The organism is Ralstonia sp. SA306, from assembly GCF_054792405.1.
On the sequence record NZ_CP096451.1, the window covers coordinates 3,027,388 to 3,052,840 of the forward strand.

At 64.8% G+C, this 25,453-nt stretch carries 22 protein-coding genes; 9 read left to right on the top strand and 13 right to left on the bottom strand.

Going from position 1 to position 25,453, the window contains the following annotated elements; all coding sequences use genetic code 11:
- Window positions 1-10: 10 nt before the first annotated feature.
- Window positions 11-1,282 (bottom strand): efflux RND transporter periplasmic adaptor subunit, encoded by a 1,272-nt coding sequence (locus M1D44_RS14335; protein WP_024977004.1) that lies wholly within the window; start codon window positions 1,280-1,282, stop codon window positions 11-13.
- 569 nt (window positions 1,283-1,851) lie between these two features.
- Between M1D44_RS14335 and M1D44_RS14340 the strand changes: the two genes are divergently transcribed.
- The 4 genes from M1D44_RS14340 to M1D44_RS14355 all read left to right on the top strand — a co-directional run bounded on the left by M1D44_RS14340 (window position 1,852) and on the right by M1D44_RS14355 (window position 5,942).
- Window positions 1,852-2,529 (top strand): TetR family transcriptional regulator, encoded by a 678-nt coding sequence (locus M1D44_RS14340; RefSeq protein ID WP_024977005.1) that lies wholly within the window; start codon window positions 1,852-1,854, stop codon window positions 2,527-2,529.
- A complete protein-coding gene (locus M1D44_RS14345; RefSeq protein WP_024977006.1) occupies window positions 2,526-3,419 on the top strand; it encodes a patatin-like phospholipase family protein in 894 nt (297 codons plus the stop codon). The genes M1D44_RS14340 and M1D44_RS14345 overlap by 4 nt, the downstream gene beginning before the upstream one ends.
- 106 nt (window positions 3,420-3,525) lie before the next feature.
- Entirely contained in the window at window positions 3,526-4,950 is a 1,425-nt protein-coding gene (locus M1D44_RS14350; protein WP_316852902.1) for a dihydrolipoyl dehydrogenase family protein, read from the top strand.
- A gap of 101 nt (window positions 4,951-5,051) precedes the next feature.
- A complete protein-coding gene (locus M1D44_RS14355; RefSeq protein ID WP_024977008.1) occupies window positions 5,052-5,942 on the top strand; it encodes a DODA-type extradiol aromatic ring-opening family dioxygenase in 891 nt (296 codons plus the stop codon).
- A gap of 31 nt (window positions 5,943-5,973) precedes the next feature.
- Here the strand turns inward: M1D44_RS14355 and M1D44_RS14360 are convergent, their stop codons facing one another.
- Window positions 5,974-7,002: a D-2-hydroxyacid dehydrogenase family protein gene (locus tag M1D44_RS14360; protein WP_024977009.1), complete on the bottom strand. Its 1,029-nt coding sequence runs from the start codon at window positions 7,000-7,002 to the stop codon at window positions 5,974-5,976.
- A 426-nt stretch (window positions 7,003-7,428) separates the two neighbouring features.
- Here M1D44_RS14360 and M1D44_RS14365 point away from each other — a divergent pair, with 426 nt between their 5' ends.
- Both M1D44_RS14365 and M1D44_RS14370 read left to right on the top strand, forming a co-directional pair.
- Entirely contained in the window at window positions 7,429-9,297 is a 1,869-nt protein-coding gene (locus M1D44_RS14365; RefSeq protein ID WP_316852903.1) for a phosphoenolpyruvate carboxykinase (GTP), read from the top strand.
- Between the two features lie 866 nt (window positions 9,298-10,163).
- Window positions 10,164-11,000: a winged helix-turn-helix domain-containing protein gene (locus tag M1D44_RS14370; RefSeq protein ID WP_024977011.1), complete on the top strand. Its 837-nt coding sequence runs from the start codon at window positions 10,164-10,166 to the stop codon at window positions 10,998-11,000.
- 127 nt (window positions 11,001-11,127) lie between these two features.
- On the opposite strand, the gene otnI is transcribed toward M1D44_RS14370, so the two are convergent.
- The 6 genes from otnI to M1D44_RS14400 all read right to left on the bottom strand — a co-directional run bounded on the left by otnI (window position 11,128) and on the right by M1D44_RS14400 (window position 16,923).
- Window positions 11,128-11,916 (bottom strand): 2-oxo-tetronate isomerase, encoded by a 789-nt coding sequence (otnI, locus tag M1D44_RS14375; RefSeq protein WP_316852904.1) that lies wholly within the window; start codon window positions 11,914-11,916, stop codon window positions 11,128-11,130.
- 23 nt (window positions 11,917-11,939) lie between these two features.
- Entirely contained in the window at window positions 11,940-13,265 is a 1,326-nt protein-coding gene (locus tag M1D44_RS14380) for an MFS transporter (protein WP_112186284.1), read from the bottom strand.
- Between the two features lie 63 nt (window positions 13,266-13,328).
- The gene (gene otnC / locus M1D44_RS14385; protein WP_316852905.1) at window positions 13,329-13,973 is read right to left on the bottom strand and encodes a 3-oxo-tetronate 4-phosphate decarboxylase; all 645 of its coding nucleotides are present in this window, start codon (window positions 13,971-13,973) and stop codon (window positions 13,329-13,331) included.
- Window positions 13,970-15,283 carry a 3-oxo-tetronate kinase gene (otnK, locus tag M1D44_RS14390; protein ID WP_316852906.1) on the bottom strand — a complete coding sequence of 438 codons (1,314 nt, stop codon included), beginning with the start codon at window positions 15,281-15,283 and terminating at the stop codon, window positions 13,970-13,972. The genes otnC and otnK overlap by 4 nt, the downstream gene beginning before the upstream one ends.
- Window positions 15,280-16,191, bottom strand: coding sequence for an L-threonate dehydrogenase (gene ltnD, locus M1D44_RS14395; protein WP_316852907.1), 912 nt, complete (start codon window positions 16,189-16,191; stop codon window positions 15,280-15,282). The genes otnK and ltnD overlap by 4 nt, the downstream gene beginning before the upstream one ends.
- Window positions 16,192-16,206: 15 nt before the next feature.
- A complete protein-coding gene (locus tag M1D44_RS14400) occupies window positions 16,207-16,923 on the bottom strand; it encodes a FadR/GntR family transcriptional regulator (RefSeq protein WP_316852908.1) in 717 nt (238 codons plus the stop codon).
- A 133-nt stretch (window positions 16,924-17,056) separates the two neighbouring features.
- On the opposite strand from M1D44_RS14400, the gene denD reads away from it, so the two are divergent.
- The gene (denD, locus tag M1D44_RS14405; RefSeq protein WP_316852909.1) at window positions 17,057-18,040 is read left to right on the top strand and encodes a D-erythronate dehydrogenase; all 984 of its coding nucleotides are present in this window, start codon (window positions 17,057-17,059) and stop codon (window positions 18,038-18,040) included.
- On the opposite strand, the gene M1D44_RS14410 is transcribed toward denD, so the two are convergent.
- Together M1D44_RS14410 and M1D44_RS14415 are read right to left on the bottom strand one after the other, a co-directional pair.
- Window positions 18,037-18,681, bottom strand: a complete 645-nt coding sequence (locus M1D44_RS14410; protein ID WP_024977019.1) for a response regulator — start codon at window positions 18,679-18,681, stop codon at window positions 18,037-18,039. The genes denD and M1D44_RS14410 overlap by 4 nt on opposite strands.
- Window positions 18,678-20,117, bottom strand: coding sequence for a cache domain-containing protein (locus M1D44_RS14415; RefSeq protein WP_024977020.1), 1,440 nt, complete (start codon window positions 20,115-20,117; stop codon window positions 18,678-18,680). Before M1D44_RS14415 ends, M1D44_RS14410 begins: the two co-directional genes overlap by 4 nt.
- Before the next feature lie 224 nt (window positions 20,118-20,341).
- On the opposite strand from M1D44_RS14415, the gene M1D44_RS14420 reads away from it, so the two are divergent.
- Both M1D44_RS14420 and M1D44_RS14425 read left to right on the top strand, forming a co-directional pair.
- Complete coding sequence (locus M1D44_RS14420; protein WP_112186293.1) at window positions 20,342-22,396, top strand: carbon starvation CstA family protein; 2,055 nt, start codon at window positions 20,342-20,344, stop codon at window positions 22,394-22,396.
- 8 nt (window positions 22,397-22,404) lie between these two features.
- A complete protein-coding gene (locus M1D44_RS14425; protein ID WP_004628224.1) occupies window positions 22,405-22,599 on the top strand; it encodes a YbdD/YjiX family protein in 195 nt (64 codons plus the stop codon).
- 74 nt (window positions 22,600-22,673) lie between these two features.
- Here the strand turns inward: M1D44_RS14425 and M1D44_RS14430 are convergent, their stop codons facing one another.
- The 3 genes from M1D44_RS14430 to metX form a co-directional block, all read right to left on the bottom strand.
- Window positions 22,674-23,387, bottom strand: coding sequence for a tetratricopeptide repeat protein (locus M1D44_RS14430; RefSeq protein ID WP_419177603.1), 714 nt, complete (start codon window positions 23,385-23,387; stop codon window positions 22,674-22,676).
- Between the two features lie 136 nt (window positions 23,388-23,523).
- Window positions 23,524-24,159 (bottom strand): methionine biosynthesis protein MetW, encoded by a 636-nt coding sequence (metW, locus tag M1D44_RS14435; protein WP_024977023.1) that lies wholly within the window; start codon window positions 24,157-24,159, stop codon window positions 23,524-23,526.
- Entirely contained in the window at window positions 24,156-25,370 is a 1,215-nt protein-coding gene (gene metX / locus M1D44_RS14440; protein ID WP_024977024.1) for a homoserine O-succinyltransferase MetX, read from the bottom strand. Before metX ends, metW begins: the two co-directional genes overlap by 4 nt.
- Window positions 25,371-25,453: the final 83 nt, after the last annotated feature.

Consider the following 25,453-nt stretch of genomic DNA (forward strand, 5'->3'; position numbering starts at 1 on the left):
GGCTCCTTGTTTACTGCTTGGCTGCCGGTGCGCTGGCAGCGGGAGTGCTTGCAGCAGGGGCGCTGGCCGCCGGTGCGGGTGCGGCGCCGCCACCCTGGCCGCCCTGACCTTGCGGACCCTTGCCCTGGCCTGCCGACATCGGCTGCCACGGCACAGCCTTGACCGGTGCGCCCGGATGGACCTTCTGCAGACCGTCGACGATCACCTTGTCGCCTGCCTTCAGGCCGCTGGAGACGATCCATTCCGTACCGGTCGAGCGATCGGCCTGAACCTGGCGCACGGCTGCCATGCCCTTCTCATCGACCACCATGACCGAGGCGCCGTCCGGGCTACGCGTCACCGCTTGTTGCGGCACCGTGATCGCCTGCTCGTCCACGGCCTGCTCCAGGCGGGCACGTACGTACATGCCCGGCAGCAGCGTGCGATCGGCGTTCGGAACAATCGCGCGCAGCGTGATCGTGCCCGTGGCCGGGTCCACCGTCAGGTCGGAAAAGTACAGCTTGCCCGGTTGGGCATAGGCACGGCCGTCTTCCGTCACGAGCGTGACCTTGGCTGCATCACCACCGGCCTTGGCCAGTTTGCCGTCCTTGAGCGCTTGCTGCAGACGCATCACTTCGGTGCTCGACTGGGTGAAGGTCAGGTAGATCGGGTCGATTTGCTGCACGGTCGTCAGCAACGTCGCCTCGCCCTGGCCCACCAGCGCGCCTTCGGTGACCTGCGCCAGACCGGCACGGCCGGAGATGGGCGAAGTCACGCTGGCGTAGCCGACGTTCAGCTTGGCGGTTTCCACGGCAGCGCGGGCGGCGGCCACGTCAGCAGTGGCTTGCTTGGCGGCGGCGGTGGCGTCGTCGTAGTCCTGCTTGCTGATGGCGTTGGTGGCAACCAGCGGCTTATAGCGTTCAGCCTTCAGTTGCGCCTGCGTTTGCGTGGCTTCCGAGCGCGCAAGCTGTGCCTTGGCACTGTCGAGCGACGCCTGATACTGCGCCGGATCGATCTGGAACAACTGTTGGCCGGCCTTCACGTCACTGCCTTCAGCGTAGGTGCGCTTGAGTACGATGCCCGCGACCCGTGCGCGCACCTGTGCCACACGCGTGGCCTCCAGGCGGCCCGGCAACTCGCTGGTCAGACCAACGGAGTGCGGCTGCACGGTCACAACGCCGACTTCGGTCGGAGGCATGCCGGCGCCGCCCGGCCCTTGTGCCTGCTTGTTACCGCAGGCTGCAAGTGCCACCACCGTGAATGCGGCGGCAGCGAGTTGGTGATAACGGCGGGTGTTCGTCATAGATGACCCCATGTGGCGATAAGCGGAATGCCGGGTGCCGCCACGCCGCGCAAACGAGTGCGACGCCGGCAAACCGTCAGCGAAACCAAAAAAACACAAAACGAAAACGTCCGATGCTAGCTGCATCTGGCGGCATGCGATATGGCCTTTGCGACGAACTCGCAACAACTCGGACCAGAATGCTAAGACGCGGGAGCGATCGGCAGCCGATCTCCGACCTGGCCGCCGACAGACGCAAAATCGGCCCCAGACCACGTGCCCGGGATGGATGTGGCGCATACGGCCATGGGCAAGTGAAGGAGTGCGCGCTATTATAGATACGTTCGCGTATGTATGTAAGTCACGCCATTGAGAAATAGGGACTCCGTTGACACCTTTCCGGAGTTCGTAGCAATGACGGGGATCAAGCGAACATGCAACAGATACCGCGCTCCGACAAGCATTGTCAGCCAACGGACCCGCTGCCGCGTTGTGCGAAGCGCAATGGTGCGTTGCCGGAAATTGTGCATTGCACAAAAGCCAATCGAAAGAACGCCGGCTGAGGTGACACGGCGTTCCTCTGGAAGATCATGGTTAGACGAACGAAGGAAGAAGCACTGGAAACACGTAACCGCATCCTGGATGCGGCGGAAGACGTGTTCTATGCGCGCGGCGTGGCACGCACATCGTTATCGGATATCGCGCAGGCCGCGGGCGTGACGCGCGGCGCCATCTACTGGCACTTCCGCAATAAGACCGACGTTTTTGCCGCCATGTGCGAGCGCGTTAAGCTGCCCATGGAGACCATGTGCACCCCGCTTGGGGTGGAAGCTGATGACCCGCTGGGCGAACTGCGCACCGTGGGCAACTTCCTGCTGCGGCAACTCGTGGAAGATGCGCACTGGCGCAAGGTCTTCGAGATCATGTTCAACAAGTGCGAGTTCGTGGAAGACACGAGCCCCATTCTCAAGCGCCAACAAGAATCGTTTGAGGAAGGCATGACCCACCTGACAAGCATCATCGAGCAGGCAACGCGGCGCGGGCAGTTGCCGGCCGACCTCGACATCCCCCTGGCCGTGGCGCATTTCCATGCCACCTTCAACGGCATCATGGGCGATTACCTTTTCTACCCGGACGCCTCCAGCCTCGCCACCAAGCGCGAGCGCCTGCTGGATGCATGCATCGACACCCTCAAATACGCGCCGTCGCTGCGGCTGGAGCCGACCGCGGCCGCGGCCACGGCCGCCCTCACCGGGGCCTCGGCATGAACACGCCCGTGTTCGACCAGATGGTCTTTGCCGGCGGCGGCAACCGCTGCTGGTGGCAGGCCGGCTGGTGGGACGTCGTGCAGCCCGAACTGGGCTTGGCGCCGCGCGTGATTGCCGGCATCTCGGCCGGCGCATCGACGGCGTGCATGCTGCATGCATGGAATTCCGCCGAGCTGATGGATTACTACGGCGAAGCCCTACGCCAGAACACCCGCAACGCCCATTGGGGCAACCTGCTGCGCGGCGAGCGCGTGTTTCCGCATTACGGCATGTACCGCACGGCGCTGCTGACGGTTTTCAGCGAGGGCCGCTTCGGGCGGCTGGCGCAGGCGCCCGAGATCCGCATCGGCGTGGCGCATATCCCGCGCTGGCTGGGCGCACGGTCGGCGGTGGCGGCAGGGCTGATTGCCTACAACATCGAAAAGCACGTCCGCAAGACGCTGCACCCGACACTGGGCAAACGCCTCGGCTTCACGCCGGAAATCGTGCGTGCGCAGGATTGCGCTACGCCCGAGGACCTGGCGGATCTTCTGCTGCAATCGGCCTCCACGCCGCCGTTCACGCCGGTGTTGCGGCGCGCGGGGCGGCCGGTACTCGACGGCGGCATGGTCGACAACGTGCCCGTGCACGCGCTGGACGCCACGCCCGGCGACGCGCTGGTGCTCGTCACGCGCCTATACCCGCGCCCGACATATTTCCGCATGGATGTGCCAGTGGCCGACGGCGTGCAGCGCCGCTTTTACGTGCAGCCCTCGCGCAAGGTTCCCATTTCAAGCTGGGATTACACCCGCCCGGGCGCCATGCGCGACGCCTATGCGCTCGGCCGTCATGACGGCGAAACCTTCCTGCGCGAACTTCCACGCGGGTTTGCCACGGCGGTGGCTGCGTAACCACCTCCTCCAAAAACCGGCGGCGGGCGCGCCGCTTGCTGCACATGGCGCGCCCGCCGGCGTGCCACCAAGGTCGTCCGGCCGATGCTTCTTCGACGGACACCTCATGCCCGCAAACCCTGCACATGCGTTTGACCTGATCGTGATTGGCGCTGGTTCGGCCGGGCTCGCGGCTGCGCGCCGATCTGCGCAACTGGGGGCACGAACGCTGCTGATCGACCGCGCGCAAGTGGGCGGCACCTGCGTCAATCGCGGATGTGTGCCCAAGAAACTGCTTGGCTACGGCGCCGCCTGGTCGCAGACCATGGCGCGGTGCTTGCGCACCACCAACGCCGCCGATGCCTGGGCCGATGCCATCGCCCGCACGCGTGCCGAAGTCGCGCGGCTGCACGAAGCGCATTTCGCCCACCTGGCCGATGCCGGCGTGCAATGGCTGAGCGGCATGGCTTCGCTGCGCGGCCGCGGCATCGTCCGCTTGCAAACCGATACCGGCAAGACCACGCTGCGGGCACGCCAGATCGTGCTGGCAACCGGCGCCCGCCCCATGCCGCTTCCCATAGCCGGCGCGGAACTGGCTTGCACCTCCGACGACGTGTTCAGCTGGGACACGCTCCCCGCATCGCTCATCATCGCGGGCGGCGGGGTCATCGCGGTGGAGATGGCGTCCACGCTGGCGCGCTTTGGCGTGCGGGTTACCGTGCTGACGCGCGATGCGCGCGTGCTGCCCGAATTGGATGCCACGGTGGCCGAGGCCGCCGCGCAGTCGCTGGCCGGCTGCGGCGTCGAACTGATCCTGAACGCCGATGTTGTCCGCATCGAACGCGATGCTGTGAATGGCGGCGGCGTGACCGTCTACGCGAGCATCGAAGGCAGCGACGCTCCCCGCGCGCTGCCCGCCCAGCGTGTGTTGAGCGCCATCGGCCGCGCGCCGAACATCGCGGGTCTTGGCCTGGACGCGGCCGGAGTCACGCTCGACGCACACGGACGCATCGCGGTCGACCGCCATTTCCGCACGCGCGCCCGCGGCGTGCATGCCGTGGGCGATATCTGCGGCGGCAGCCCGCTGCAATTGACACCCGTGGCCGCCGCGCAGGGTCGTTACGTGGCCGAACGCCTATTCGGCAAAGGCATCAAGCTGCCCGACATGAACACCGTGCCGATGGCCGTGTTCTGCGACCCGGCGATCGCGAGCGTGGGCCTGACCGAAGCCGACGCACGCACGCGCTGGCCCGAGTTGGGCAAACGCGGAGCGGACACCGACAAACGCGCCCTGGCAGACCGGATTGACGTGGTGGTCCGCCGCTTCGTCTCGCTGGAGCAGCGTTTTGCGGGCTCCGGCATGGAATCGCTGATCAAGCTGGTGTGCAATGCGCGCAGCGGACGGGTGCTCGGCGCGCACATCGTCGACAACGCCGCGCCAGAGATCATCCAGGCGCTGGCGGTGGCCGTACGCATGGGCGTCCGGCTCAAGCATCTGCATACCACCGTGGGCCTGCACCCGACGGTGGCAGAGGAATTGCTGAGCATGTAAGCGCACTCATTCAATTTTCCTGACCCCGGTCTGCAAATCCATGCACGTTACTGGTGCTGTTCCGGCGCAGAATGGTAACTATATTCTTCAGGAAATTTGACATGCTCCCCGTGCTTTATCTGTCCCATGGGTCGCCCATGCTGGCGGCCGATCCGGGCCCTGTCGGCACAATGCTGGCGGCGCTCGGGCAAGAGATGGCCGCCCTCAAGCCGCGTGCCATCGTCGTGGTTTCACCGCACTGGATGACGCGTCGGCCGGCCGTCACTGCCCGCGCGCAGCAGGAAGCGTGGCACGACTTCGGCGGCTTCCCGCCGCAGCTCTACGCCTTGGAATACGCCCCGCCCGGCGCGCCGGACTTGGCTGAGCGCATCCGTGCGCTGATCGACGGCAACATCGTCCCCGGGCTGGAAGAACAGGCTTCCACGGTGCTGGATCCGCGCCAGCCGCTGGACCACGGCGCCTGGGTGCCACTGATGCTGATGTTTCCCGAGGCGAAGATTCCGGTGGTGCAGGTGTCGTTGATGCCAGGCCTGTCGCCAGCGTGCCAGATGGCGATGGGGCGTACGCTCGCGCCGCTGCGCGACGAAGGCGTGCTGATCGTGGGTTCCGGCAGCTTCACGCACAACCTGCGCGCGCTGATGCGCGGCCCCGGCATGGCGCAGCATGGCGTACCGGTCGAGCCTTGGGTGACGGCGTTCCGCGAATGGATGATCGAGACGATGACTGATGGCATCCGCAGCGGCGATTTCACCCAGTTCTGCGATTACCGCGCGCAAGCCCCGAACGCCGCGCACGCCCACCCGACCGACGAACACCTCATGCCGCTGTACGTGGCACTGGGCGCCGCGATGGGCCAGCCGAGCCAAGCCACGCCGGGCGGCGTGCAGGCTCAGCACGTGGTCGATACGGTGACGTACGGCTCGCTGGCGATGGACAGCTTCCGCTTCGATGGCGCGGGCGCCAATCAGCCGCAGCTGCGCGCCGCGGCTTGATTGGCCGAAACCACGAGCGGAACGACTGGCGTTATGCGCGGATCAGCGCTGGCGCCAGCGCCGTCGGATTGACCACGCTATCGACGTTGCCCTGCAGGACATCAAGGATGTTCTGGAACGCGATGCTGAAGTACAGCTCGTAACCTTCGCGTTCGACGTAGCCGATGTGCGGCGTGCAGATGCAGTTCTCCATGCGCAGCAGGGTGTGGCCCTGCAGGATGGGCTCCGTTTCAAACACATCGATGGCGGCCATGCCCGGGCGCCCGCGATTGAGCGACGTCACCAGGCCGTTTTCTTCCACCAGTTCAGCGCGACTCGTGTTGACGAAGAGGGCGGTCGGCTTCATGCGCGTGAGGTCGGCCACCGTCACGATGCCACGCGTTTCGTCGTTCAGCCGCAGGTGGACCGACAACACGTCGGACTGCTCGAACAGCGCATCCTTCGATTCCGCTACGGCAAAGCCGTCGGCGCGCGCGCGTTCCTGTGAGCCCTCGCGGCCCCACACCAGCACATTCATGCCGAAGGCGCGACCGTAGCCAGCTACGAGCTGGCCGATCTTGCCGTAGCCGAAGATGCCCAGCGTCTGGCCCTTCAGGACTCGGCCGATGCCAAAGTTGGGCGGCATCGTGGTGGACTTCAGCCCCGACTGCTGCCACGCGCCGTGCTTGAGGCTCGCAACGTATTGCGGAATGCGGCGCTGCGCGGCCATCACCAGCGCCCAGGTCAACTCAGCCGGCGCCACCGGCGAGCCCTTGCCCTCCAGCACCACCACCCCCTTGTCGGTACAGGCATCCAGGTCGATATGGCTGCCCGAATCGCGCGATACGCGGCCAGTCTGGCTGATGATCTTGAGTTTGGGCAGGCGATCCAGCAACTGACGCGTTATGCGCGTGCGCTCCCGGATCAGCACAATGGCTTCAACGTCCGCCACGCGTGCGGCCAATTGCCCCACACCTTTGACGGTGTTGTTGAACACTTTGACTTCGTGATCCTGCATCAGGCTGAAGCAATCCAGCTTGCGAACAGCGTCTTGGTAGTCGTCCAGTACGGCAATCTTCATCGACATCTCACTTCGAACAATGGTGCGCAGCAAAAAACAGCGATCCCTCGCGGTGGTATTCTTCCCATCCCTCGTCGCACGACAATCTGTGTCGACGTTTGGAATTGCCCGCCGCGGGCACGCAATTTGCGCAGCCCCGCTGGTGACGAGTCCTTGTTCTAGGGTCTATTGACCTCGGTCCCGCCACTTTAGCGCACGCGGCCCCCGCTGCCCGGAAAAACCCACGTTCCGTCAGCGCTCCGCTTTGTAACTGAATGTGAAATCAGCACGGCTACCGTCCCTCCGCCTGCGTTACTCCCCCCTCTGGAAATCGCTGATCCGGCCTGCTCATGATGCGCCGTCGATCGCTTTCCAACCCGCCGCTGGGCGTGGCCACCGTGCTGATCCGCCACCGATTTCTTTCTCACTTCCATTGGAGTTTTGGTCATGAATCAACCCGTGATGCAGGGCGTGCCTGCATTGAACGTGCCCGATTACGTGAAACACCCGCGCCTGATCGCGTGGGTGGGCGAGGTGGCAGCGCTCACCAAGCCGGAGCGCATTGTCTGGTGCGATGGTTCGCAAGAGGAATACGACCGCCTGTGCGCCGAAATGGTGGCCGCCGGCACGATGAAGCAGCTCAACCCGGCCAAGCGCAAGAACTCGTACCTGGCGCTGTCGGACCCGTCGGACGTGGCGCGCGTGGAAGACCGCACCTTCATCTGCTCGCAGAAGAAGGAAGATGCCGGCCCCACCAACAACTGGACGGCCCCGGCCGAGATGCGCCAGACGCTGAATGGCCTGTTTGACGGCAGCATGCGCGGCCGCACGCTGTACGTCGTGCCGTTCTCGATGGGCCCGCTGGGCTCGCCAATCGCGCACATCGGCGTGGAGCTGTCGGACAGCCCGTACGTGGCCGTCAACATGCGCATCATGACCCGCATGGGTCGCGCGGTGTACGAGGTGCTCGGCGCTGACGGCGATTTCGTGCCGTGCGTGCACACCGTCGGCAAGCCGCTCGCCGCCGGCGAGAAAGACGTGCCGTGGCCGTGCAACCCGACCAAGTACATCGTGCATTTCCCGGAAACGCGCGAAATCTGGTCATTCGGCTCGGGCTACGGCGGCAACGCGCTGCTGGGCAAGAAGTGCTTCGCATTGCGGATCGCCTCCACCATGGGCCGCGACCAGGGCTGGCTGGCCGAGCACATGCTGATCCTGGGCGTGACGTCGCCGGAAGGCAAGACGTATCACGTGGCGGCGGCCTTCCCATCGGCCTGCGGCAAGACCAACTTTGCGATGCTGATTCCGCCGGCCGGCCTGAACGGCTGGAAGGTGACGACCATCGGCGACGACATCGCCTGGATCAAGCCCCGCAAGGACGCAACCGGCAAGACCCGCCTGTACGCCATCAACCCGGAAGCCGGCTACTTTGGCGTGGCCCCGGGCACCAGCGAGAAGACCAACTTCAACGCGATGGCCACGCTCAAAGAGAACGTCATCTTCACCAACGTAGCGCTCACGGACGACGGCGATGTGTGGTGGGAAGGCATGACCGACACGCCGCCCGCCCACCTGATCGACTGGCAAGGCCAGGATTGGACGCCCGCGACCGCCAAGGAAACCGGCCGCAAGGCAGCGCATCCGAACGCGCGTTTTACGGCGCCGGCCGCCCAATGTCCCTCGATCGATCCGGAATGGGACAACCCGGCAGGCGTCCCCATTGATGCGTTCATCTTCGGCGGCCGCCGCTCGACCACCGTGCCGCTCGTTACCGAAGCGCGCGACTGGACCGAAGGCGTGTACATGGCTGCCACGATGGGCTCGGAAACCACCGCCGCCGCTGCCGGCCAGCAAGGCGTGGTGCGCCGTGACCCGTTCGCCATGCTGCCGTTCTGCGGTTACAACATGGCCGACTACTTCGCGCACTGGCTCAAGGTAGGCGAGAAGCTGGCCGAAAGCGGCGCCACGCTGCCGAAGATCTTCTGCGTGAACTGGTTCCGCAAGGACGAGAACGGCAAGTTCGTGTGGCCCGGTTTTGGCGAAAACATGCGCGTGCTCAAGTGGATGATCGATCGCATCGAGGGCCACGCGCAGGGCGACGAGCACGCCTTTGGCGTATCGCCGCGCTACGAAGAACTGAGCTGGGACGGCCTGAACTTCACGGCCGAGCAGTTCGCCAAGGTGATCTCGCTGGACGCGGACGCCTGGAAGCAGGAACTGGCGCTGCACGACGAGCTGTTCACGAAACTGGCGCACGGCCTGCCGCAAGCGCTGCCCGACGCCAAGACCCGCCTGGAAGAACGCCTGGAGGGCTAACACCCGCCGTCTCTTTGGCATCAGGACAGAAAGCCCGCCTTGCGCGGGCTTTTTTTTCGCCTGCCCGCAGAAGGTTGCCCAAACAACGAGCAGTAATCCTAAAGTTTTAAATCGCGCGAATTACCCCTGCCAACAAAACAGATCAATTGATTTTTAGGAAATCGAATCGCTTTGTAAAAAATACCGGCGCACACATAAGCGCAATCATTATGCCGGCGCGAGCATAATCGTCATGCATTTATGCCGGACTTGAATCGTTGTACGCATGGTATCGGCCAAGAACGTTGCCTGGCGTAGCTTTATGAAGAATGCATGTCAACCGCGCCACCCCAATGCGTGTCGAATTGAATGAATTTCCAAATTTTAAAATTCCTGCGTGACGAATCCCTACGGGATTCTTATAATCCGGCAAAACGGAATCCCTTCTCTCTGAGCCAGAGGGGGGTTCATGACTAGAGGAAACGGGAAAGGGCTAACAAGCCTTATGCCAACGGAGGTGGGGGATCCCTACTTCACCGGCGCTCGGGGGGGCGCCGGCTCGGATTGTGCGCAAGCAATGCCGCAAACTGTGCAAACGATTGCATAGCTCGGCACGCTGCGGCAGGCACCGAGGGGTTTGCAGACCTTTCTCAGGACCACCCTGGACACCACCCAGGAGGCTCCGCTGGCGATCGTCGACGGGAACAGCAGCATGACGATCCGCGCAAGGCCAACGGCCGAGCAACAGCGCCCGCAAGAAACGACATGCGAGCACACGCGCAATTGCCCGCATGGCACTCATAACAACGCGCACCGCAGACAGCAGAGCGCAGCCGCGAGGCTGCTCGCCGGAGTGTGTCGGCTGGTTAGACGGGAGGTATCACAAAGTGGGTATTCAGATCTTGCTGGTCGAACAAGACCAGGCAGAGGGGGAGCGTCTGTCGTTTTCCCTGCGTGATGGTGGACACGACGTTCAACGGGTCAGCCATCCGGGCCAGGCGCAGTCTGCCATCCTGGTGGCCATGCCTGAGTTGCTCCTGATGGAGTGGACATGGCCCGAGCGCGAGTCGATCGACATGCTGCTGGCCTTGCGCGCCAACATGCAGACGCGCGGCCTGCCGGTTATCGTGCTGTCCCGTCATGGCGATGCGCGTGCCAAGATTGCCGCGCTCGACGCCGGCGCCGACGACTACGTCGTCAAACCGTGCGACACGGGTGAACTGCATGCCCGCATTCGCGCCGTACTGCGCCGCCGTGCGCCGCATCAGCACGGCGACGACATCCTGCAGGTCAACGGCCTGCGCCTCGATCCGCTCACGCTGGGCGTGACTGCGCAAACCGACACCGGCCCGCGCGCCATTCCGCTCAGCCCGCTGGAATTCCGCCTGCTGCACTTTCTCGTCGCGCATCCGCAACGCGTGCACTCGCGCACGCAACTGCTGGACCGCGTGTGGGGCAACCATGTATTCGTAGGTGAGCGCACGGTGGATGTGCACGTGCGCAAGCTGCGCGTGGCGCTGGCCGGCACGCCCTGCGATGGCCTGATCCAGACCGTGCGCGGCGGCGGCTATCGCCTCGTGGTGGGCACCAACGGCGCAACGGCCGCGCATGCTGCCGACGCGATCGGCATGCAACTGGAAACAGCAACCCGCAAGGCTGAACTGCCGGCATACGGCCGCGTCCCCACAACGCGCTCGCTCGGCCCGGCTCAGTTGGGCGCCTGACGAGCCTGTCCGCCAGAGCAGACCGCCGCTTGCGCATCGCGCAGCGGCGGTTTTCTTTTGCGTCAGCGCCTGGCGATGCACCTCGCAGCCCAGGCAGATTGGCGCAGTTCCTTCTTGTGCTGCTGCGTCAACGCTGGCTTTCGCGCCAGCGTTTAAGCCAGCCGAGCCCTTCGCTCGTACCGGCACGCGGCCGATATTCGCAGCCGACCCAGCCGTCATAGCCAAGTGCATCCAGCAACGCGAAGAGGTGTGGATAGTTCAGCTCGCCTTCGTCCGGTTCGTGGCGATCGGGCACGCCGGCAATCTGCACGTGGCCCACACCATCGACGTACTGCTTGAGCTTGACCGACAGATCGCCCTCCATGATCTGCGCGTGATACAGGTCGAACTGCACCTTGACGTTGGTCGCGCCGACTTCCTTGCACACCGCATGTGCCTGCGCCTGGTGCGTGAGGAAAAAGCCCGGCATGTCGCGCGTGTTGATCGGCTCCAGCACGATGGTGACCGCCGCGCCGGCAGCCTCGCGCGCAGCGTAGGCGACGTTGCTCACGTAGGTAGCGTGATGGCGTGCGCGGTCCGCACCCGCGGGTAGCAGGCCGGCCATCACGTGCAGGCGCGTGTTGCCGAGCACCTGCGCATACTCCAGCGCTGTCGCAATGCCGCGCTTGAATTCCTCTTCGCGACCGGGCAGCGAGGCGATGCCGCGCTCGCCACCAGCCCAGTCGCCCGGCGGAGCATTGAACAGTGCTTGCGTGAGGCCAGCGTCGTCAAGACGGGCGCGGATATCCGCCTGGTCGAAGTCGTAGGGAAATAGGAACTCCACGCCCTCGAAGCCATCCTTTGCCGCAGCGGCAAAGCGGTCGAGGAACGCGTGCTCCTGGTACATCATGGACAGGTTGGCGGCAAAGCGCGGCATGGCAGACCTTTGAATACGATTGCTTATTTATTGACCAACTTCGGCGGGGTGCGCAACACGGCAATGCAGCCGAGCACCAGCACGCCCGCCAACGCATACATGCCGGCGGATGTGCTGCCCGTCATGTCCTTGAGCGCACCGATCATATAGGGGCTCACAAAGCCGGCCAAGTTGCCGACCGAGTTGATGGCGGCAATGCCGGCAGCGGCAGCCGTGCCTTGCAGGAAGGCCGTGGGCAGGGACCAGAACAGCGGCGCGCACGTCAGCACACCCGCAGCGGCCAACGACAGGAACACGATCGACAGGGCCACGTTGTGCCCAGCCGTGGCCACCACGGCAAAACCGACTGCGCCCATCAGCGCCGGCACAACCAGGTGCCAGCGACGCTCGCGGCGTGCATCGGCACTGCGACCGATCAGCACCATGGTGATCGCCGCACATAGGTACGGGATGGCGGAGAGCACGCCCACCATGAAGGTGTCTTTCACACCGGCGTTCTTCACCAGCGTCGGCATCCAGAACGTCAGCCCGTACTGGCCCATGACGAAGGTGAAGTAAATCAGACTCATCATCCACACGCGCGGATCGGAGAACACCTTGCCGATGCCGGGGTGCTCAGTCTTGCCTTTGTTATCGGCGGCAATGTTGGTTTCGAGGATCTGCTTCTCGTCTTCCGACAACCACTTGGCTTTGCGGATGCTGTCATCGAACTTCCACAGCACCAGCAGGCCCACCAGCACGGCAGGGACGGCTTCGATCACGAACATCCACTGCCAGCCCTGCCAGCCGCCGCCTACGCCCGTCCCGTGGAAGGCGCTCATGATCCAGCCCGACAGCGGATTGCCGAAGATGCCCGAGATGGGGATGGCCGCCATGAACATCGCCACAATGCGTGCGCGGCGATGCGACGGATACCAGTACGTCAGGTACAGGATGATGCCGGGGTAGAAACCAGCTTCGGCCAAGCCCAGGAGAAAGCGCATCACGTAGAACTGGGTGGGCGTCTGCACGAATGCGAACGCGCCCGAGATCAAACCCCACGTGATCATGATCCGCGCGATCCAGATACGCGCACCGATCTTGTTCATCAGCAGGTTGCTCGGCACCTCGAAGAGAAAGTACCCGATGAAGAAGATGCCGGCACCCAGCCCGTAGACCGTCTCGGAAAAATTCAGCGCCTGCGACATCTGCAGCTTCGCAAACCCGACGTTCACACGGTCGAGGTACGCGACCACATAGCACAGCATGATGAGTGGGACGATGCGGCGCGACACGCGCGCATAGACGCTGTCCTCTTTTGAAACGGCGTGCGAAGGCAACGCCGCCGGGGTGGCGGTCGAGGTGTTCATGTGGTCTCCGGTGTAGGTTTTATGTGGGCCGTGCAGCGGGCGCTACCGATTTGCTATCGGTTGCTACCAACGGGCCCCGAACGTCTGGCGCAGTTCGTCGATCTGCGCGTCGGACAGCGGTGCAGGCTTGGGTTCGGTCATCAACCAAAGCCGTGCGGTTTCTTCCAATTCTTCCAGCGCGTAGGCTGCATTCGACACCGAGCCGTGCCATACCACGGGCCCGAGTCGATCGAGCAGCACGGCGCGCACCTCATTGGCCAGCGCAGCAATCTGCGAGGCCACATCCGGATGCCCCGGACGCTGATACGTGATGAGCGGTACGTGGCCGACCTTCATCACGTAGTACGGCGTGATGGGTGGCAGCACATCGGCTTCGTTCCAGACGCCGGCCAGCGTGAGCGCCACCAGATGCGTCGAATGCGTGTGCACCACGGCATGCGCGTCGGCATTGCGGTCGTAGATGCCGCGATGCAGGGCGAGCGTCTTCGACGGCTTGTCGCCGCCGACCCATTCGCCCGTCGCCAGGACCTTGGCAATACGCGCCGGGTCCAGCGTGCCGAGGCAGGCATCGGTGGGCGTGATAAGCCAGCCGTCAGGCAGGCGTGCGCTGATGTTGCCTGCCGTGCCTACGGTGTAACCGCGCGCATACAGGCTCTGCCCGACGCGGGCGATCTCTTCACGCAGCGCTGTTTCGGTGAACGCGCTCATACGGCAGCCTCCGCGGTGGCCTGCGCCAGTTGCGCAAGCGCCTTCTCGAAGAAATCCACCGTTCCGAAGTTGCCGGACTTCAATGCCAGTGCAACCGGATCGTTGTCGATGGTGGCTGTCCAGGGCACGCCTGGGTCGATCTGCGGGCCGATGCGCAGCGCGCACACGTCGAGCGCCTGCACCACCGCGCCCGATGTTTCACCGCCGGCTACCACGAAGCGGCGCACGCCGTCAGCATGGAGGGTGCGAGCGATGCGGCCCAGTGCATCTTCAACCAGCTTGCCGGCGCGTTCCACACCCAGCGTTTGCTGCACGTGGGCCACTTGCTCCGGCGCACTGGTGGCGTACACCAGCACCGTCTGACCGGCATGGCGGTGCACGAAATCGAGCGCGTCGACCACCACCGGTTTGCCTTCGGCCAGCGCCAGCGGATCAATCAGGAAGGCGGGGCGCGATGCACGCCAGTGCGCCACTTGTGCGTTCGTCGCGCGCGAGCAACTGCCCGACAGCACGATCGCCGAGTCCGCCACCACAGGCAGTTGGGCCGCGTTGCCATGTTCGGTGATCAGCCCTGCGCGGCGGTATTGCGCCGGCAAGCCAAGCGCCAAGCCCGAGCCGCCCGTGAGCAGGGGCAGGTCGGCAAACGCCTCGCCCAGCACGATCAGGTCATCGTTGGAAATGGCATCGGCAATCGCCAGCTTCACGCCGTCGGCGCGCAGTTGCTGGGCCTGATCGCGAGCGGCCTGGGCGCCGCGCATGATTGCGTCGTAACGCAGCAAGCCGACCTTGCCCGCGCTCTGGCGCGCGAGCACCGGCACGAGGTTCGGATCGCGCATCGGCGTCAGCGGATGGTGCTCCATGCCCGACGCGTTGAGCAGCACGTCGCCCACGAACAGATGGCCGCGGAAGATCGTGCGGCCGTTCTCGGGAAATGCAGGGCAGGCCAACGTGAAATCGGTGCCCAGTTCGACCATCAACGCCTCGGCCACTGGGCCGATGTTGCCGTCGTCGGTGGAATCGAAGGTCGAACAGTATTTGAAGAAGAAGCGCGAGCAACCTTGCGCACGCAGCCAGTGCAGTGCGCTCAATGACTGCGCCACGGCATCGGCCGCCGCAATCGTGCGCGACTTGAGCGCCACGACGATGGCATCGGCATCCGCAGCGATGGCTTCCTCGCCTGCCTGCGGCACACCGATGGTCTGCACGGTGCGCATGCCGGCACGCACGAGCATGTTGGCGAGGTCGGTCGCACCGGTGAAGTCATCGGCGATGCAACCGAGGACCGGGCGGGACTTGGGCGCGTTGCTCATTTTGGCTGGCCCTCCGGCAGCGTGATCCCCGGGAAGATCTTGATCACGGCGGAATCGTCTTCCCTGGCATAGCCGGCGGTCGACGCCTGCATGAACATCTGATGCGCGGTGGCCGCCAGCGGCAACGGGAACTTGGTCGCGCGCGCGGTATCGAGCACGAGCCCCAGATCCTTGACGAAGATGTCGACTGCCGACAGCGGCGTGTAGTCGCCCGCCAGCACATGGGCCATGCGGTTTTCGAACATCCAGCTGTTGCCCGCGCTATGGGTGATGACTTCATAAAGCGCATCCGCCGCCACGCCTTCGCGCAGGCCGAGGGCCATGGCTTCGGCGGCGGCGGCAATGTTCACCCCTGCCAGCAACTGGTTGATGATCTTGACCTTGCTGCCCGCGCCTGCCTTGTCGCCCAGGCGATAGACCTTGCCGGCCATGGCGTCGAGCACATGGCCCGCCGCCACATACGCCTCGGGCTTGGCCGAGGTCATCATGGTCATCTGGCCCGACGCGGCCTTGGCAGCGCCGCCCGAGATCGGGCCATCCACATACAGGATGCCCTGCTGCGCAAGGCGTGCCTCAAGTGCGATGGACCAGTTCGGATCCACCGTCGAGCACATGACGAAGGTGCTGCCCGGCCGCATGGCGCCCGCTGCACCGCTCTCGCCGAACAGCACGGCCTCGGTCTGCGCGGCGTTGACCACCACCGAGACCACCACATCCACACCAGCGGCAACCTCCGCCGGCGTTGCGCGGGCCACGCCGCCTTCCTTGGCGAAATCCGCTGCGGCACCCGGGCGCGCGTCGCAGGCATGCACGGTGTAGCCGTGATTGCGCAGGGTTTTGGCAATGCCCAAACCCATGGCGCCGAGTCCGATCACGCCGACCTTCCGGTCAGCCGCCGATTGCGTCATGAATGGCTCCTGAAATCAGTCTTGCGCCGTATCGCGGCCCTCGGCCAGGCGACGTGCGGCATTGAACATGTGGGTCTGCGCGGCGTTGCGTGCGGCAAGTGTGTCGCGGTGGCGGATGGCGTCGACCATCGCGCTGTGTTCGTCGCGGACTTGGCGCGCGAAGTCTTCGCGGCGTGCTTCGTTGCTGCGCGTCACGCCAATCGCTTCTTCCAGGTATTGGCTGAAGAAGCCAAGTGCCTGCACCAGAAACGGATTGCCGCTGGCGGCGGCAATGGCGTGGTGAAAGCGTAGGTCTTCGGCCACGCCGTCACCGCCTGCCGCCACTGCAGCGTCGATGCTGTCGAGTGCGGCGTCGATTTCGATCATCTCGGCATCCGTTCGGCGCTGAGCGGCCAGGGCGGCGCCTTCCGCCTCCAGCGCGCGGCGCAGCTCGATGATGTGGAGCACGGCATCGATCGAGCCGGCCTGCGCCGCGTCGATACGCAGCGGCTTGAGGCCAGCCTGCTGCGTGACGTACACGCCACTGCCCTGGCGCGCTTCGACCACGCCTTCGTGGCGCAGACGCGAGATGGCTTCGCGGATCACGGTGCGGCTCACACCGAATTCCTGGCCGAGCACGGTTTCGGACGGCATGCGTTCGCCGCGGCGCAGTTCGCCCGCGTCGATCTTGTCCATCAGGGTCTGGGCCACGCGGTCGGACAGGGAAGGCGCGGCGTCGAGTCGTTCAAACATGGTGGCTGGGAGGTCTTGGCAAGGGTAAATTCGTCGTGTCATCATACAAGTTGAGTCGCAGAGCTTCATCCCTGTTTACCCTAGGCATCGATCAAAACGCCCGGCCGCATACGTCAGGCAACAAGGAGACACCATGAACATCGTCATCACCGGCGGCGCCGGTTTCCTGGGCCAGCGCGTGCTGGCGGCACTGCTCCAGCAACCCGGTCTGCCCGGCGCGGACGGCGCGGTGCAGCCGGTTGCGACTTTCATCGTGCTGGACCAGGTGCCGGGCCAGATTGCCGATGCGCGCGTGCGCTATGTGACGGGCGATGCTTCCGACTCGGCCCTCATCGCCCAGGTGATCGACGAAAACGTGGGCGGCGTGTTTCATCTGGCCGCCGTGGTGAGCGGTACCGCCGAGGCTGATTTCGACCTCGGCATGCGCGTGAACCTGGACGGCACGCGCGCATTGCTTGATGCGCTACGCGCGCAGCACGCCAAGACCGGCCGTGCGCCGCGCGTGCTGTTTGCCAGTTCGGTCGCGGTGTTCGGCGGTCAACTGCCTGCCATCGTCACCGACGACACGGCGGCCACGCCGCAGGCCTCGTACGGCGTGCAGAAGCTGATGGGCGAATTCCTGGTGGGCGAGTATTCGCGCAAGGGCTACGTCGACGGCCGCGCGGTGCGCATCCCGACTGTGTCGGTACGCCCGGGCAAGCCAAATGGCGCGGCATCGAGCTTTGCCAGCGGCATCATCCGCGAGCCGCTGTCCGGCGAAGACGCCATCTGCCCGGTGGAAGCCGAGACCGAACTGTGGCTCGCCTCGCCGCGCCAGGTGGTGGCCTCGCTGCTGCACGCGTACACGCTGCCGGCGTCGGCATGGGGCAATCGCCGCTCATTGAACCTGCCGGGCATTACGGTGCGGGTGGGCGAGATGGTGGAAGCGCTGCGCAAGGTGGCGGGCGATGCGCCGGTATCGCGCATCCGCTGGGAGCCGGACGCACGCATCAAGGCCATCGTGCAAAGCTGGCCGGCGCGCTTCAACACCGCCCGCGCCGATGCGATGGGCTTTGGGCGCGACACGTCGTTCGAGGCGATGGTGCGCGATTACGTCGAGGCCATGAAGGGCGCCTAACGGCCCTTTCCCAACTCCACCGCAAACTTCACCAGTTCCGCCTGGCCCTCGATGCCGAGTTTGCGCTTGAGATTCAGGCGGTGCGATTCCACCGTACGCACGGACAGGCCCAGCTCGTCGGCGATGCGTTTGTTGGCATAGCCCTTGGCGATGCCGTCGAGAATGTCGCGCTCACGCGGCGTGAGCGCCTCGACCGGCGTGGGCATGACAGCCTGCTCGGCCATGCGCATCGCCAGTTGCGCGCTGTAGAACGGCCGGCCGGCCAGCACGGCGTCGATGGCCTCGACCAGCTCGCTGGCGGGCGCGTCCTTGAGCACATAGCCACGCGCGCCCGCACGGATCACCTGCCGCACGTACTCCAGGTTGTCGTGCATCGACAGGACGAGCACGGCAATCTCGGGAAATTCCTCGGCAAACTTCTCGGTCAGCGCAATGCCGTTCATGCCGCGCATGCCGATGTCCATCAGCGCCAGATCGGGTGACAAGGTGCGTGCGGCCCGCAGGGCGGCATCGGCGTCACCGGCTTCACCCACCACCTCGAAATGCGGCACGGCTTCCAGCCGCATGCGCACACCATCGCGCACGAGCGGGTGATCGTCGACGAGGAGCAGTTTGACGGGCGCGGCTGGTCGCATATTCATACGATGGGAGAAGAGGGAACAGAAGCCAGTTGAGCGATGACGACATGCGGGAGCGCAGCACACACCTCGGTGCCGTGCGGGCCCGAGGCGATGGTACAGGTGCCGCCCAGCGCGGCCATGCGTTCGCGCATGTTGCGCAAGCCGATGCCGCGTTCCGGGTCCACCTGGACGGATTCCACATCAAAGCCGGGGCCATTGTCGCGAACGGACAAGCGCACGGCATCGAGATCGTTTTCAAGCAATACGCCGATGCGCGTGGCTTGCGTGGCATGGCGCTCGATGTTCGAGACAGCCTCCTGCGCGATACGGAACAGCGCGGTGTTGCACGCGTCCGGTAGCTGCACGGGCGGGCCGACCACTTCGAGCGCAATCGCAAACCCCGGCTGGCTGTCTTCGTGCGCTTCGCGCGTTTCGCGCACAAGCAGCTCCAGCGCAGCCGCCAAACCGAGATCATCCAGCAGCGCCGGACGCAGGTTGTGCGACACGCGCCGCACCTCGCCCAGTGCGCTGTTCAACCGATCAAGCGCGCGACGCAACATGCTGTCCGCCCGTTCGATCGACGGCGGCGATGCTGGTGACGCTTCGAGATGACCATGCGCGGTTTCGAGCAGCAGCTTGGTCGAGACCAACACTTGGCTGATGCCATCGTGCAGTTCACGCGAGACACGCGCGCGCTCGTCTTCCTGAGACTTCACCACCTGCTGCGCGAGCTGGCGCAGTTTGGCATCGGCCTGGCGGTGGTCGCTCACGTTCAGCGCCAGACCGCTGCCCGCCACCAGCAGGATGCTGATCGCAGCAATTCCGACCACCCATGCCAACGTCTGGTCGATGTTGGCCTGCGCGCGCTGGTCAATCTCTCGCAGGGTCTGCTCGATGTCATCCAGGTACAGACCAGTGCCCACCATCCAGCCCCACTGTGGAATTGGCTCGACATAACCAAGCTTGGGCACGCTCTGGTGCGTCGATGGCTTGTCCCACATGTAGCGCACGAAACCGCCACCGGCCTGCGCGGCAGCCACCAGTTTCTGGATGGTCGGCTGGCCGCCCGAGTCCGTCAGGTCCCACAGATCGCGCCCGACAAGTTCGGGCTGGCGCGGGTGCATCAGGTTGCGGCCACGCAAGTCGTAGAGGAAAAAGTAGCCATCGGTGCCGAAGTCGAGGCGGGCGAGGGTGCGCATGGCTTCGTCACGCGTGGCTTCGTCCCGGGCTGGGTCGCCACTTTGGCCGGACGCAAGCAACGGCGCGATGGCACTCTGCGCAAGCTTGACGTAAGACCGCAGCTCGGTCTCCTTGGCCTGCAGGTACGCCGATTCCACCAACTGCCGTTCATGTCGCGCCAGCGCAATCGACTGATGCCGCACGGTCAGCATGATCGCCAGCATGGCGATGGTCAGCGGTGCGACGGCGAGGAGCAGGATCTTCTGGCGGAGCTTCATGGCAAAACGCGGCGTGCGTTGCGGCATTGCAAGGTGACGGAGCAGCCCCGGTCAGGTGTGGGCTGCGTAGAACTACGGACGTGTGCTGCGTAGTCCTCCGCTTGTGGCGCGGGGTAAGGCTGGCAAATACTACACGCCCCTGTCACGGGGTAGGACTTACTGCAGGGATGAACCCACATCCCGCGTTCAGCAAATAACTTCGACCAAGGTTCGAGGAGACCGACATGAGCTTCGTCAGGCAACACCTGATCTGGCTGGTCGTTGCCATTCTTGGCGCGTCTGCCTTTGCCACCGTTGCGCTTGCGCGCGGCGAGGCAGTCAGCGCGCTATGGGTGGTGGTGGCCGCCGTATGCATCTATCTGATCGCGTATCGCTATTACAGCCGCTTCATTGCCGACAAGGTGCTCGGCCTGGATGGCACCCGCAAGACACCCGCCTGGCGCTACAACGACGGGCTCGACTACGTTCCCACCAACAAGCACGTGCTGTTCGGCCACCACTTTGCGGCCATTGCTGGCGCTGGCCCGCTGGTCGGCCCCGTGCTGGCCGCGCAGATGGGCTATCTGCCCGGCATGCTCTGGATTCTGGCCGGCGTGGTGTTTGCCGGGGCGGTGCAGGATTTCGTCGTGCTGTTCATCTCCACGCGCCGCGACGGCCGCTCGCTGGGCGACCTGGTGAAGAGTGAGATGGGCACGGTGCCCGGCGTGATCGCGCTGTTTGGCGCGTTCCTCATCATGATCATCATCCTGGCCGTGCTGGCGCTGATCGTGGTGAAGGCGCTGGTCGGCTCGCCATGGGGCAGCTTCACGGTGGCCGCGACGATTCCCATCGCGCTATTCATGGGCGTGTATGTGCGCTACATCCGTCCGGGCCGCATCGGCGAAATTTCCATCATCGGCTTCGTGCTGCTGATGCTGGCCATCGTGGGCGGCCAGGCCGTGCACGATAGCGCCACGCTGGCGCCGCTGTTCACGTTCGACGGCAAGACGCTGACGTGGATGCTGATCGGCTACGGCTTTGTCGCTTCGGTCCTGCCGGTGTGGCTGCTGCTGGCACCGCGAGATTACCTGTCGACGTTCCTGAAGATCGGAACGATCATGGCGCTGGCCATCGGCATCCTGATCGTTGCACCCAACATGCAGATGCCTTCGCTCACGCAGTTCGCGGGCGGCGGCGGTCCGGTGTGGTCGGGCAACATGTTCCCGTTCCTGTTCATCACCATTGCGTGCGGTGCGGTGTCGGGCTTCCACTCGCTCATCTCGTCGGGCACCACACCCAAGTTGCTGGAGAACGAACGCCAAGCACGCTTCATCGGCTATGGCGCGATGCTGATGGAATCGTTCGTCGCCATCATGGCGCTGGTGGCCGCTTCGGTCATCGACCCGGGCGTGTACTTCGCGATGAACAGCCCGGCAGCGCTGGTGGGTGCGACGCCGGATACGGTGGCACACACGCTCTCCACCTGGGGCTTCGTCATCACCCCTGACGTGCTGATCCAGACCGCCAAGGACGTCGGCGAGAACACCATCCTTGCCCGCGCAGGCGGCGCACCGACGCTGGCCGTTGGCATGGCGCACATCCTGCACCAAGTGGTGGGCGGCCAGGCCATGATGGCCTTCTGGTACCACTTTGCGATTCTCTTCGAGGCGCTGTTCATCCTCACCGCCGTGGATGCAGGTACGCGCGCCGGGCGCTTCATGCTGCAGGATCTGCTGGGCACTTTTGTGCCGGCACTCAAGCGCACGGATTCGCTCGTCGCCAACCTCATTGCCACGGCCGCGACCGTCGCACTGTGGGGTTACTTCCTGTACCAGGGCGTGATCGATCCGCTGGGCGGCATCAATACGCTGTGGCCGCTGTTCGGCATCTCCAACCAGATGCTCGCCGCGATTGCGCTGACGCTGGGCACCTGCGTGCTGGTCAAGATGAAGCGCGACCGCTACGTGTGGGTGACGCTTCTGCCGACCATCTGGTTGCTGATCTGCACGCTCACCGCCGGCTGGCAGAAGCTGTTCGATCCGGACCCGAAGATCGGCTTCCTGGCGCACGCCAACAAGTACGCCAGCGCAATTGCCGAGGGCAAGCTGCTGGCCCCGGCCAAGTCGATGGCGCAGATGCAGCAGGTGGTGCTGAACGACCGCATCGATGCATTCCTGTGCGGCCTGTTCATTCTCGTGGTGGTGAGCATTGCCTGGTATGGCCTGCGCACGGTGCTCAAGGCGCGCGCCGCGAGCCGCCCGACTGCCAACGAAACGCCGTACGAAGCGCTGGGCGCATGAGCACGGGCATGCGCGAAGAACTCGAAAACTTCGGCCGATACCTGGGCCAGACGCTGCGCCTGATGGTTGGCGTGCCGGACTACGACACCTACGTGCGCCACATGCAGGAGACCCATCCGGGCCAGGCCGTCATGACGTACGAAGACTTCTTCCGCGAACGCCAGGACGCGCGCTACGCCGGACGCGTGGGCCGTTGCTGTTGATGAAGGATTGAACACGCTCCAAAGCAAAACCGCCGGTGCATGCTGCCATGCCCGGCGGTTTTTGCTTGCGTGCGCTACATCGACTGACGTGCCGTTGTGGGTGGGTCGCCGTGCTTGGCACGATAGGTCTTCTCCACCAGCTCGCGCAGCTTGCCGAGCGCACCCACATCCCCTTGCGCAGCCGCCCTGCCGTACCACTTCTTGGCCAGCTCGATATCCTGCGGCACCACGCCGGGTTCCCCGCGCTCGTAATAGCTGCCGACGATGTACTGCGAAGGCCCATCGCCCCCTTCGGCCGCCTTCTTGTACCAACTGAACGCGCGCCCGTAGTCGCGCGGCACACCGCGCCCGGTGAAGTAGTTGGTGGCCAGCGCGCGTTGCGCCTCGACATGCCCGCCCGCCGCAGCGCGTTCGTACCACTTGTTCGCTTCTTCCAGGGAGCGCGGTACCAGCTCGCCGCGCTCAAACAATTCGCCGTAGGCAAACTGCGCGTGGGTCATCTGGTTGTCGGCGGCACGGCGCAGCCATTTGACCGCCTCTTCAGGGCGGGCGACGGTGCCTTCGCCGCGCATCAGCATCATGGCGTAGTTGAATTGCGCGAGCCGGTTGCCGCGCTGTGCAGCCTCGGCAAATTCGTCGAAGGCGTGGCCGAAATCGTTCTTCTCGTAATGCGCGATGGCGATCTGGGTGAGGGCGGCGGCATCGCCCTGTGTGTCGGCAGGCGACGTTGCAGCGGCTGCCAACGACATCGCCACGCCCATCGCCAGCACCAACAGCGCTTGTAGCATGCGCGGACTTCTGCGCCGGACCTGTCTGCTCATCGCGCGCTCCTCAACGGAAGATGATCCAGTGTAACGCGCCCACCTGCTACGTGCGGGTGCGCACAAACCAGCACACCTGGGGCGTACACGGTTGCCGGGGCAATCAGCCCGCGCGCACCCGGTACACCGCTACGCTGCCACGCCAGTTGGCTCCCCAGCGCACCACGCTGCCGTCGTGCAGCACAACGCGGTCGAGGATCACCAGTCCCACCTTGGGCGCCAGCGCTTCAAAGTCGCGGATGGTCAGCACGCGCACGTTGGGCGTGTTGTACCACTCGTACGGCAGCGACTTGGACACCGGCATGCGCCCGCGGAAGATCGACAGCCGATGCGGCCAGTAGCCGAAATTCGGGAACGACACGATGCACTCGCGACCCACGCGCAGCATCTCGCGCAGCACCTGCGCCGTGTTGTGGATGGTCTGCAGCGTTTGCGAAAGGATGACCGTATCGAAGCTCTTGTCCTCGAACAGCGCCAGCCCACCTTCCATGTTCTGCTGGATCACGTGCACGCCCTTTTTCGCGGAGGCCAGCACGCCTGCGTCGTCGATCTCGATGCCGTAGGCCAGCACGTCGAGCTCGTCCTGCAGCACGCGCAACAGGCTGCCGTCGCCGCAACCAAGGTCGAGCACGGTGGAGTGCGGCTCGATCCAGCGGGCGATGGCGCGAAAGTCCGCGCGGTCGGTCAGGATGTTCGGCACTGCGGACGGCGCAGCGGGGTTCAGCGTTTGCGTTGTCATGCGCCGATCTCCTGCGCGATGCGTTCGTAATAGGCGCGGACCAGCGCGTGGTAGCGCGCGTCTTCCAGAAGGAAAGCGTCGTGACCGTGGGGCGCGTCGATCTCGCCGTAGGTGACGGGATGCTTGTTGTCGAGCAGCGCCTTGACCAGCTCGCGGCTGCGCGCGGGGGCGAATCGCCAATCGGTCATGAAGCTGACGACGAGGTAGCTCGCCTTGGTATGCGCGACGGCCTTGGTGAGGCTCCCGCCGTAGGCCAGTGCGGGGTCGAAGTAATCGAGCGCGCGCGTGATCAGCAGATACGTGTTCGCATCGAAGTACTCAGCAAACTTGTCGCCCTGGTAGCGCAGATAGCTCTCGACCTGGAACTCGACGTCGAACGAGAAACGGATGTCGTCCGCCTTCAGCTCGCGGCCGAATTTCGCGGCCATGTCTTCATCCGACAGATAGGTGATGTGCCCGATCATCCGGGCCACACGCAGACCGCGCTTGGGCTTGACGTTGTGCGCGTAGTAATCGCCGCCGTGGAAATCGGGGTCGGACAGGATCGCGCTGCGCGCCACTTCGTTGAAGGCGATGTTCTGCGCCGACAGCTTGGGCGTCGACGCCACCACCACGCAGTGCCGCAACCGGTCCGGATACATCAGGCTCCAGGCCAGCGCCTGCATGCCGCCGAGGCTGCCGCCCATCACTGCGGCAAATTGCTGGATGCCGAAGCGATCGGCCACACGTGCCTGGGCATTCACCCAGTCTTCCACCGTCACCACGGGAAAGCGCGCGCCGTAGGGCAGGCCGGTTTCCGGGTGCGGGCTCATGGGGCCGGTCGAGCCGAAACACGAGCCCAGGTTGTTCACCCCGATGACGAAGAAGCGGTTGGTGTCGACCGGCTTGCCAGGGCCGACCATGTTGTCCCACCAGCCGACTTCGCCCTCGGCGTGCACGCCCGCCACGTGGTGCGAGGCGTTGAGTGCGTGGCAGATGAGCACGGCGTTGGAGCGGTCGGCATTGAGCGTGCCGTAGGTTTCGACCATCAGGTCGTAGCCGCTGATCTGCGAGCCGTTGCGCAGTTGCAGCGGCTCGGCAAAATGCATGCGCTCGGGCACGACCAAGCCGATGGCGTTGGCCGGCTTGCCCTGATGTGCCTTCGGAGAGGATGTGTCGGCCTGCGCCGCATCGGCTGCGGTGACCGCGGTGTCAGCCTGGATGTCTGTCATGGCACCAAAGAAAAAACCCGACCGGCAACGCTGATCACGCAACCAATCGGGTTCTCATGTGGCGCACGTGGGGCGCTTGCTTT

Bases quoted from the DNA above. Each gene is read 5' to 3' on its own strand.
- M1D44_RS14335 (WP_024977004.1), bottom strand. From the start codon at position 1,282: ATGACGAACACCCGCCGTTATCACCAACTCGCTGCCGCCGCATTCACG.
- M1D44_RS14340 (WP_024977005.1), top strand. From the start codon at position 1,852: ATGGTTAGACGAACGAAGGAAGAAGCACTGGAAACACGTAACCGCATC.
- M1D44_RS14345 (WP_024977006.1), top strand. From the start codon at position 2,526: ATGAACACGCCCGTGTTCGACCAGATGGTCTTTGCCGGCGGCGGCAAC.
- M1D44_RS14350 (WP_316852902.1), top strand. From the start codon at position 3,526: ATGCCCGCAAACCCTGCACATGCGTTTGACCTGATCGTGATTGGCGCT.
- M1D44_RS14355 (WP_024977008.1), top strand. From the start codon at position 5,052: ATGCTCCCCGTGCTTTATCTGTCCCATGGGTCGCCCATGCTGGCGGCC.
- M1D44_RS14360 (WP_024977009.1), bottom strand. From the start codon at position 7,002: ATGAAGATTGCCGTACTGGACGACTACCAAGACGCTGTTCGCAAGCTG.
- M1D44_RS14365 (WP_316852903.1), top strand. From the start codon at position 7,429: ATGAATCAACCCGTGATGCAGGGCGTGCCTGCATTGAACGTGCCCGAT.
- otnI (WP_316852904.1), bottom strand. From the start codon at position 11,916: ATGCCGCGCTTTGCCGCCAACCTGTCCATGATGTACCAGGAGCACGCG.
- M1D44_RS14380 (WP_112186284.1), bottom strand. From the start codon at position 13,265: ATGAACACCTCGACCGCCACCCCGGCGGCGTTGCCTTCGCACGCCGTT.
- otnC (WP_316852905.1), bottom strand. From the start codon at position 13,973: ATGAGCGCGTTCACCGAAACAGCGCTGCGTGAAGAGATCGCCCGCGTC.
- otnK (WP_316852906.1), bottom strand. From the start codon at position 15,283: ATGAGCAACGCGCCCAAGTCCCGCCCGGTCCTCGGTTGCATCGCCGAT.
- ltnD (WP_316852907.1), bottom strand. From the start codon at position 16,191: ATGACGCAATCGGCGGCTGACCGGAAGGTCGGCGTGATCGGACTCGGC.
- M1D44_RS14400 (WP_316852908.1), bottom strand. From the start codon at position 16,923: ATGTTTGAACGACTCGACGCCGCGCCTTCCCTGTCCGACCGCGTGGCC.
- denD (WP_316852909.1), top strand. From the start codon at position 17,057: ATGAACATCGTCATCACCGGCGGCGCCGGTTTCCTGGGCCAGCGCGTG.
- M1D44_RS14410 (WP_024977019.1), bottom strand. From the start codon at position 18,681: ATGAATATGCGACCAGCCGCGCCCGTCAAACTGCTCCTCGTCGACGAT.
- M1D44_RS14415 (WP_024977020.1), bottom strand. From the start codon at position 20,117: ATGAAGCTCCGCCAGAAGATCCTGCTCCTCGCCGTCGCACCGCTGACC.
- M1D44_RS14420 (WP_112186293.1), top strand. From the start codon at position 20,342: ATGAGCTTCGTCAGGCAACACCTGATCTGGCTGGTCGTTGCCATTCTT.
- M1D44_RS14425 (WP_004628224.1), top strand. From the start codon at position 22,405: ATGCGCGAAGAACTCGAAAACTTCGGCCGATACCTGGGCCAGACGCTG.
- M1D44_RS14430 (WP_419177603.1), bottom strand. From the start codon at position 23,387: ATGCTACAAGCGCTGTTGGTGCTGGCGATGGGCGTGGCGATGTCGTTG.
- metW (WP_024977023.1), bottom strand. From the start codon at position 24,159: ATGACAACGCAAACGCTGAACCCCGCTGCGCCGTCCGCAGTGCCGAAC.
- metX (WP_024977024.1), bottom strand. From the start codon at position 25,370: ATGACAGACATCCAGGCTGACACCGCGGTCACCGCAGCCGATGCGGCG.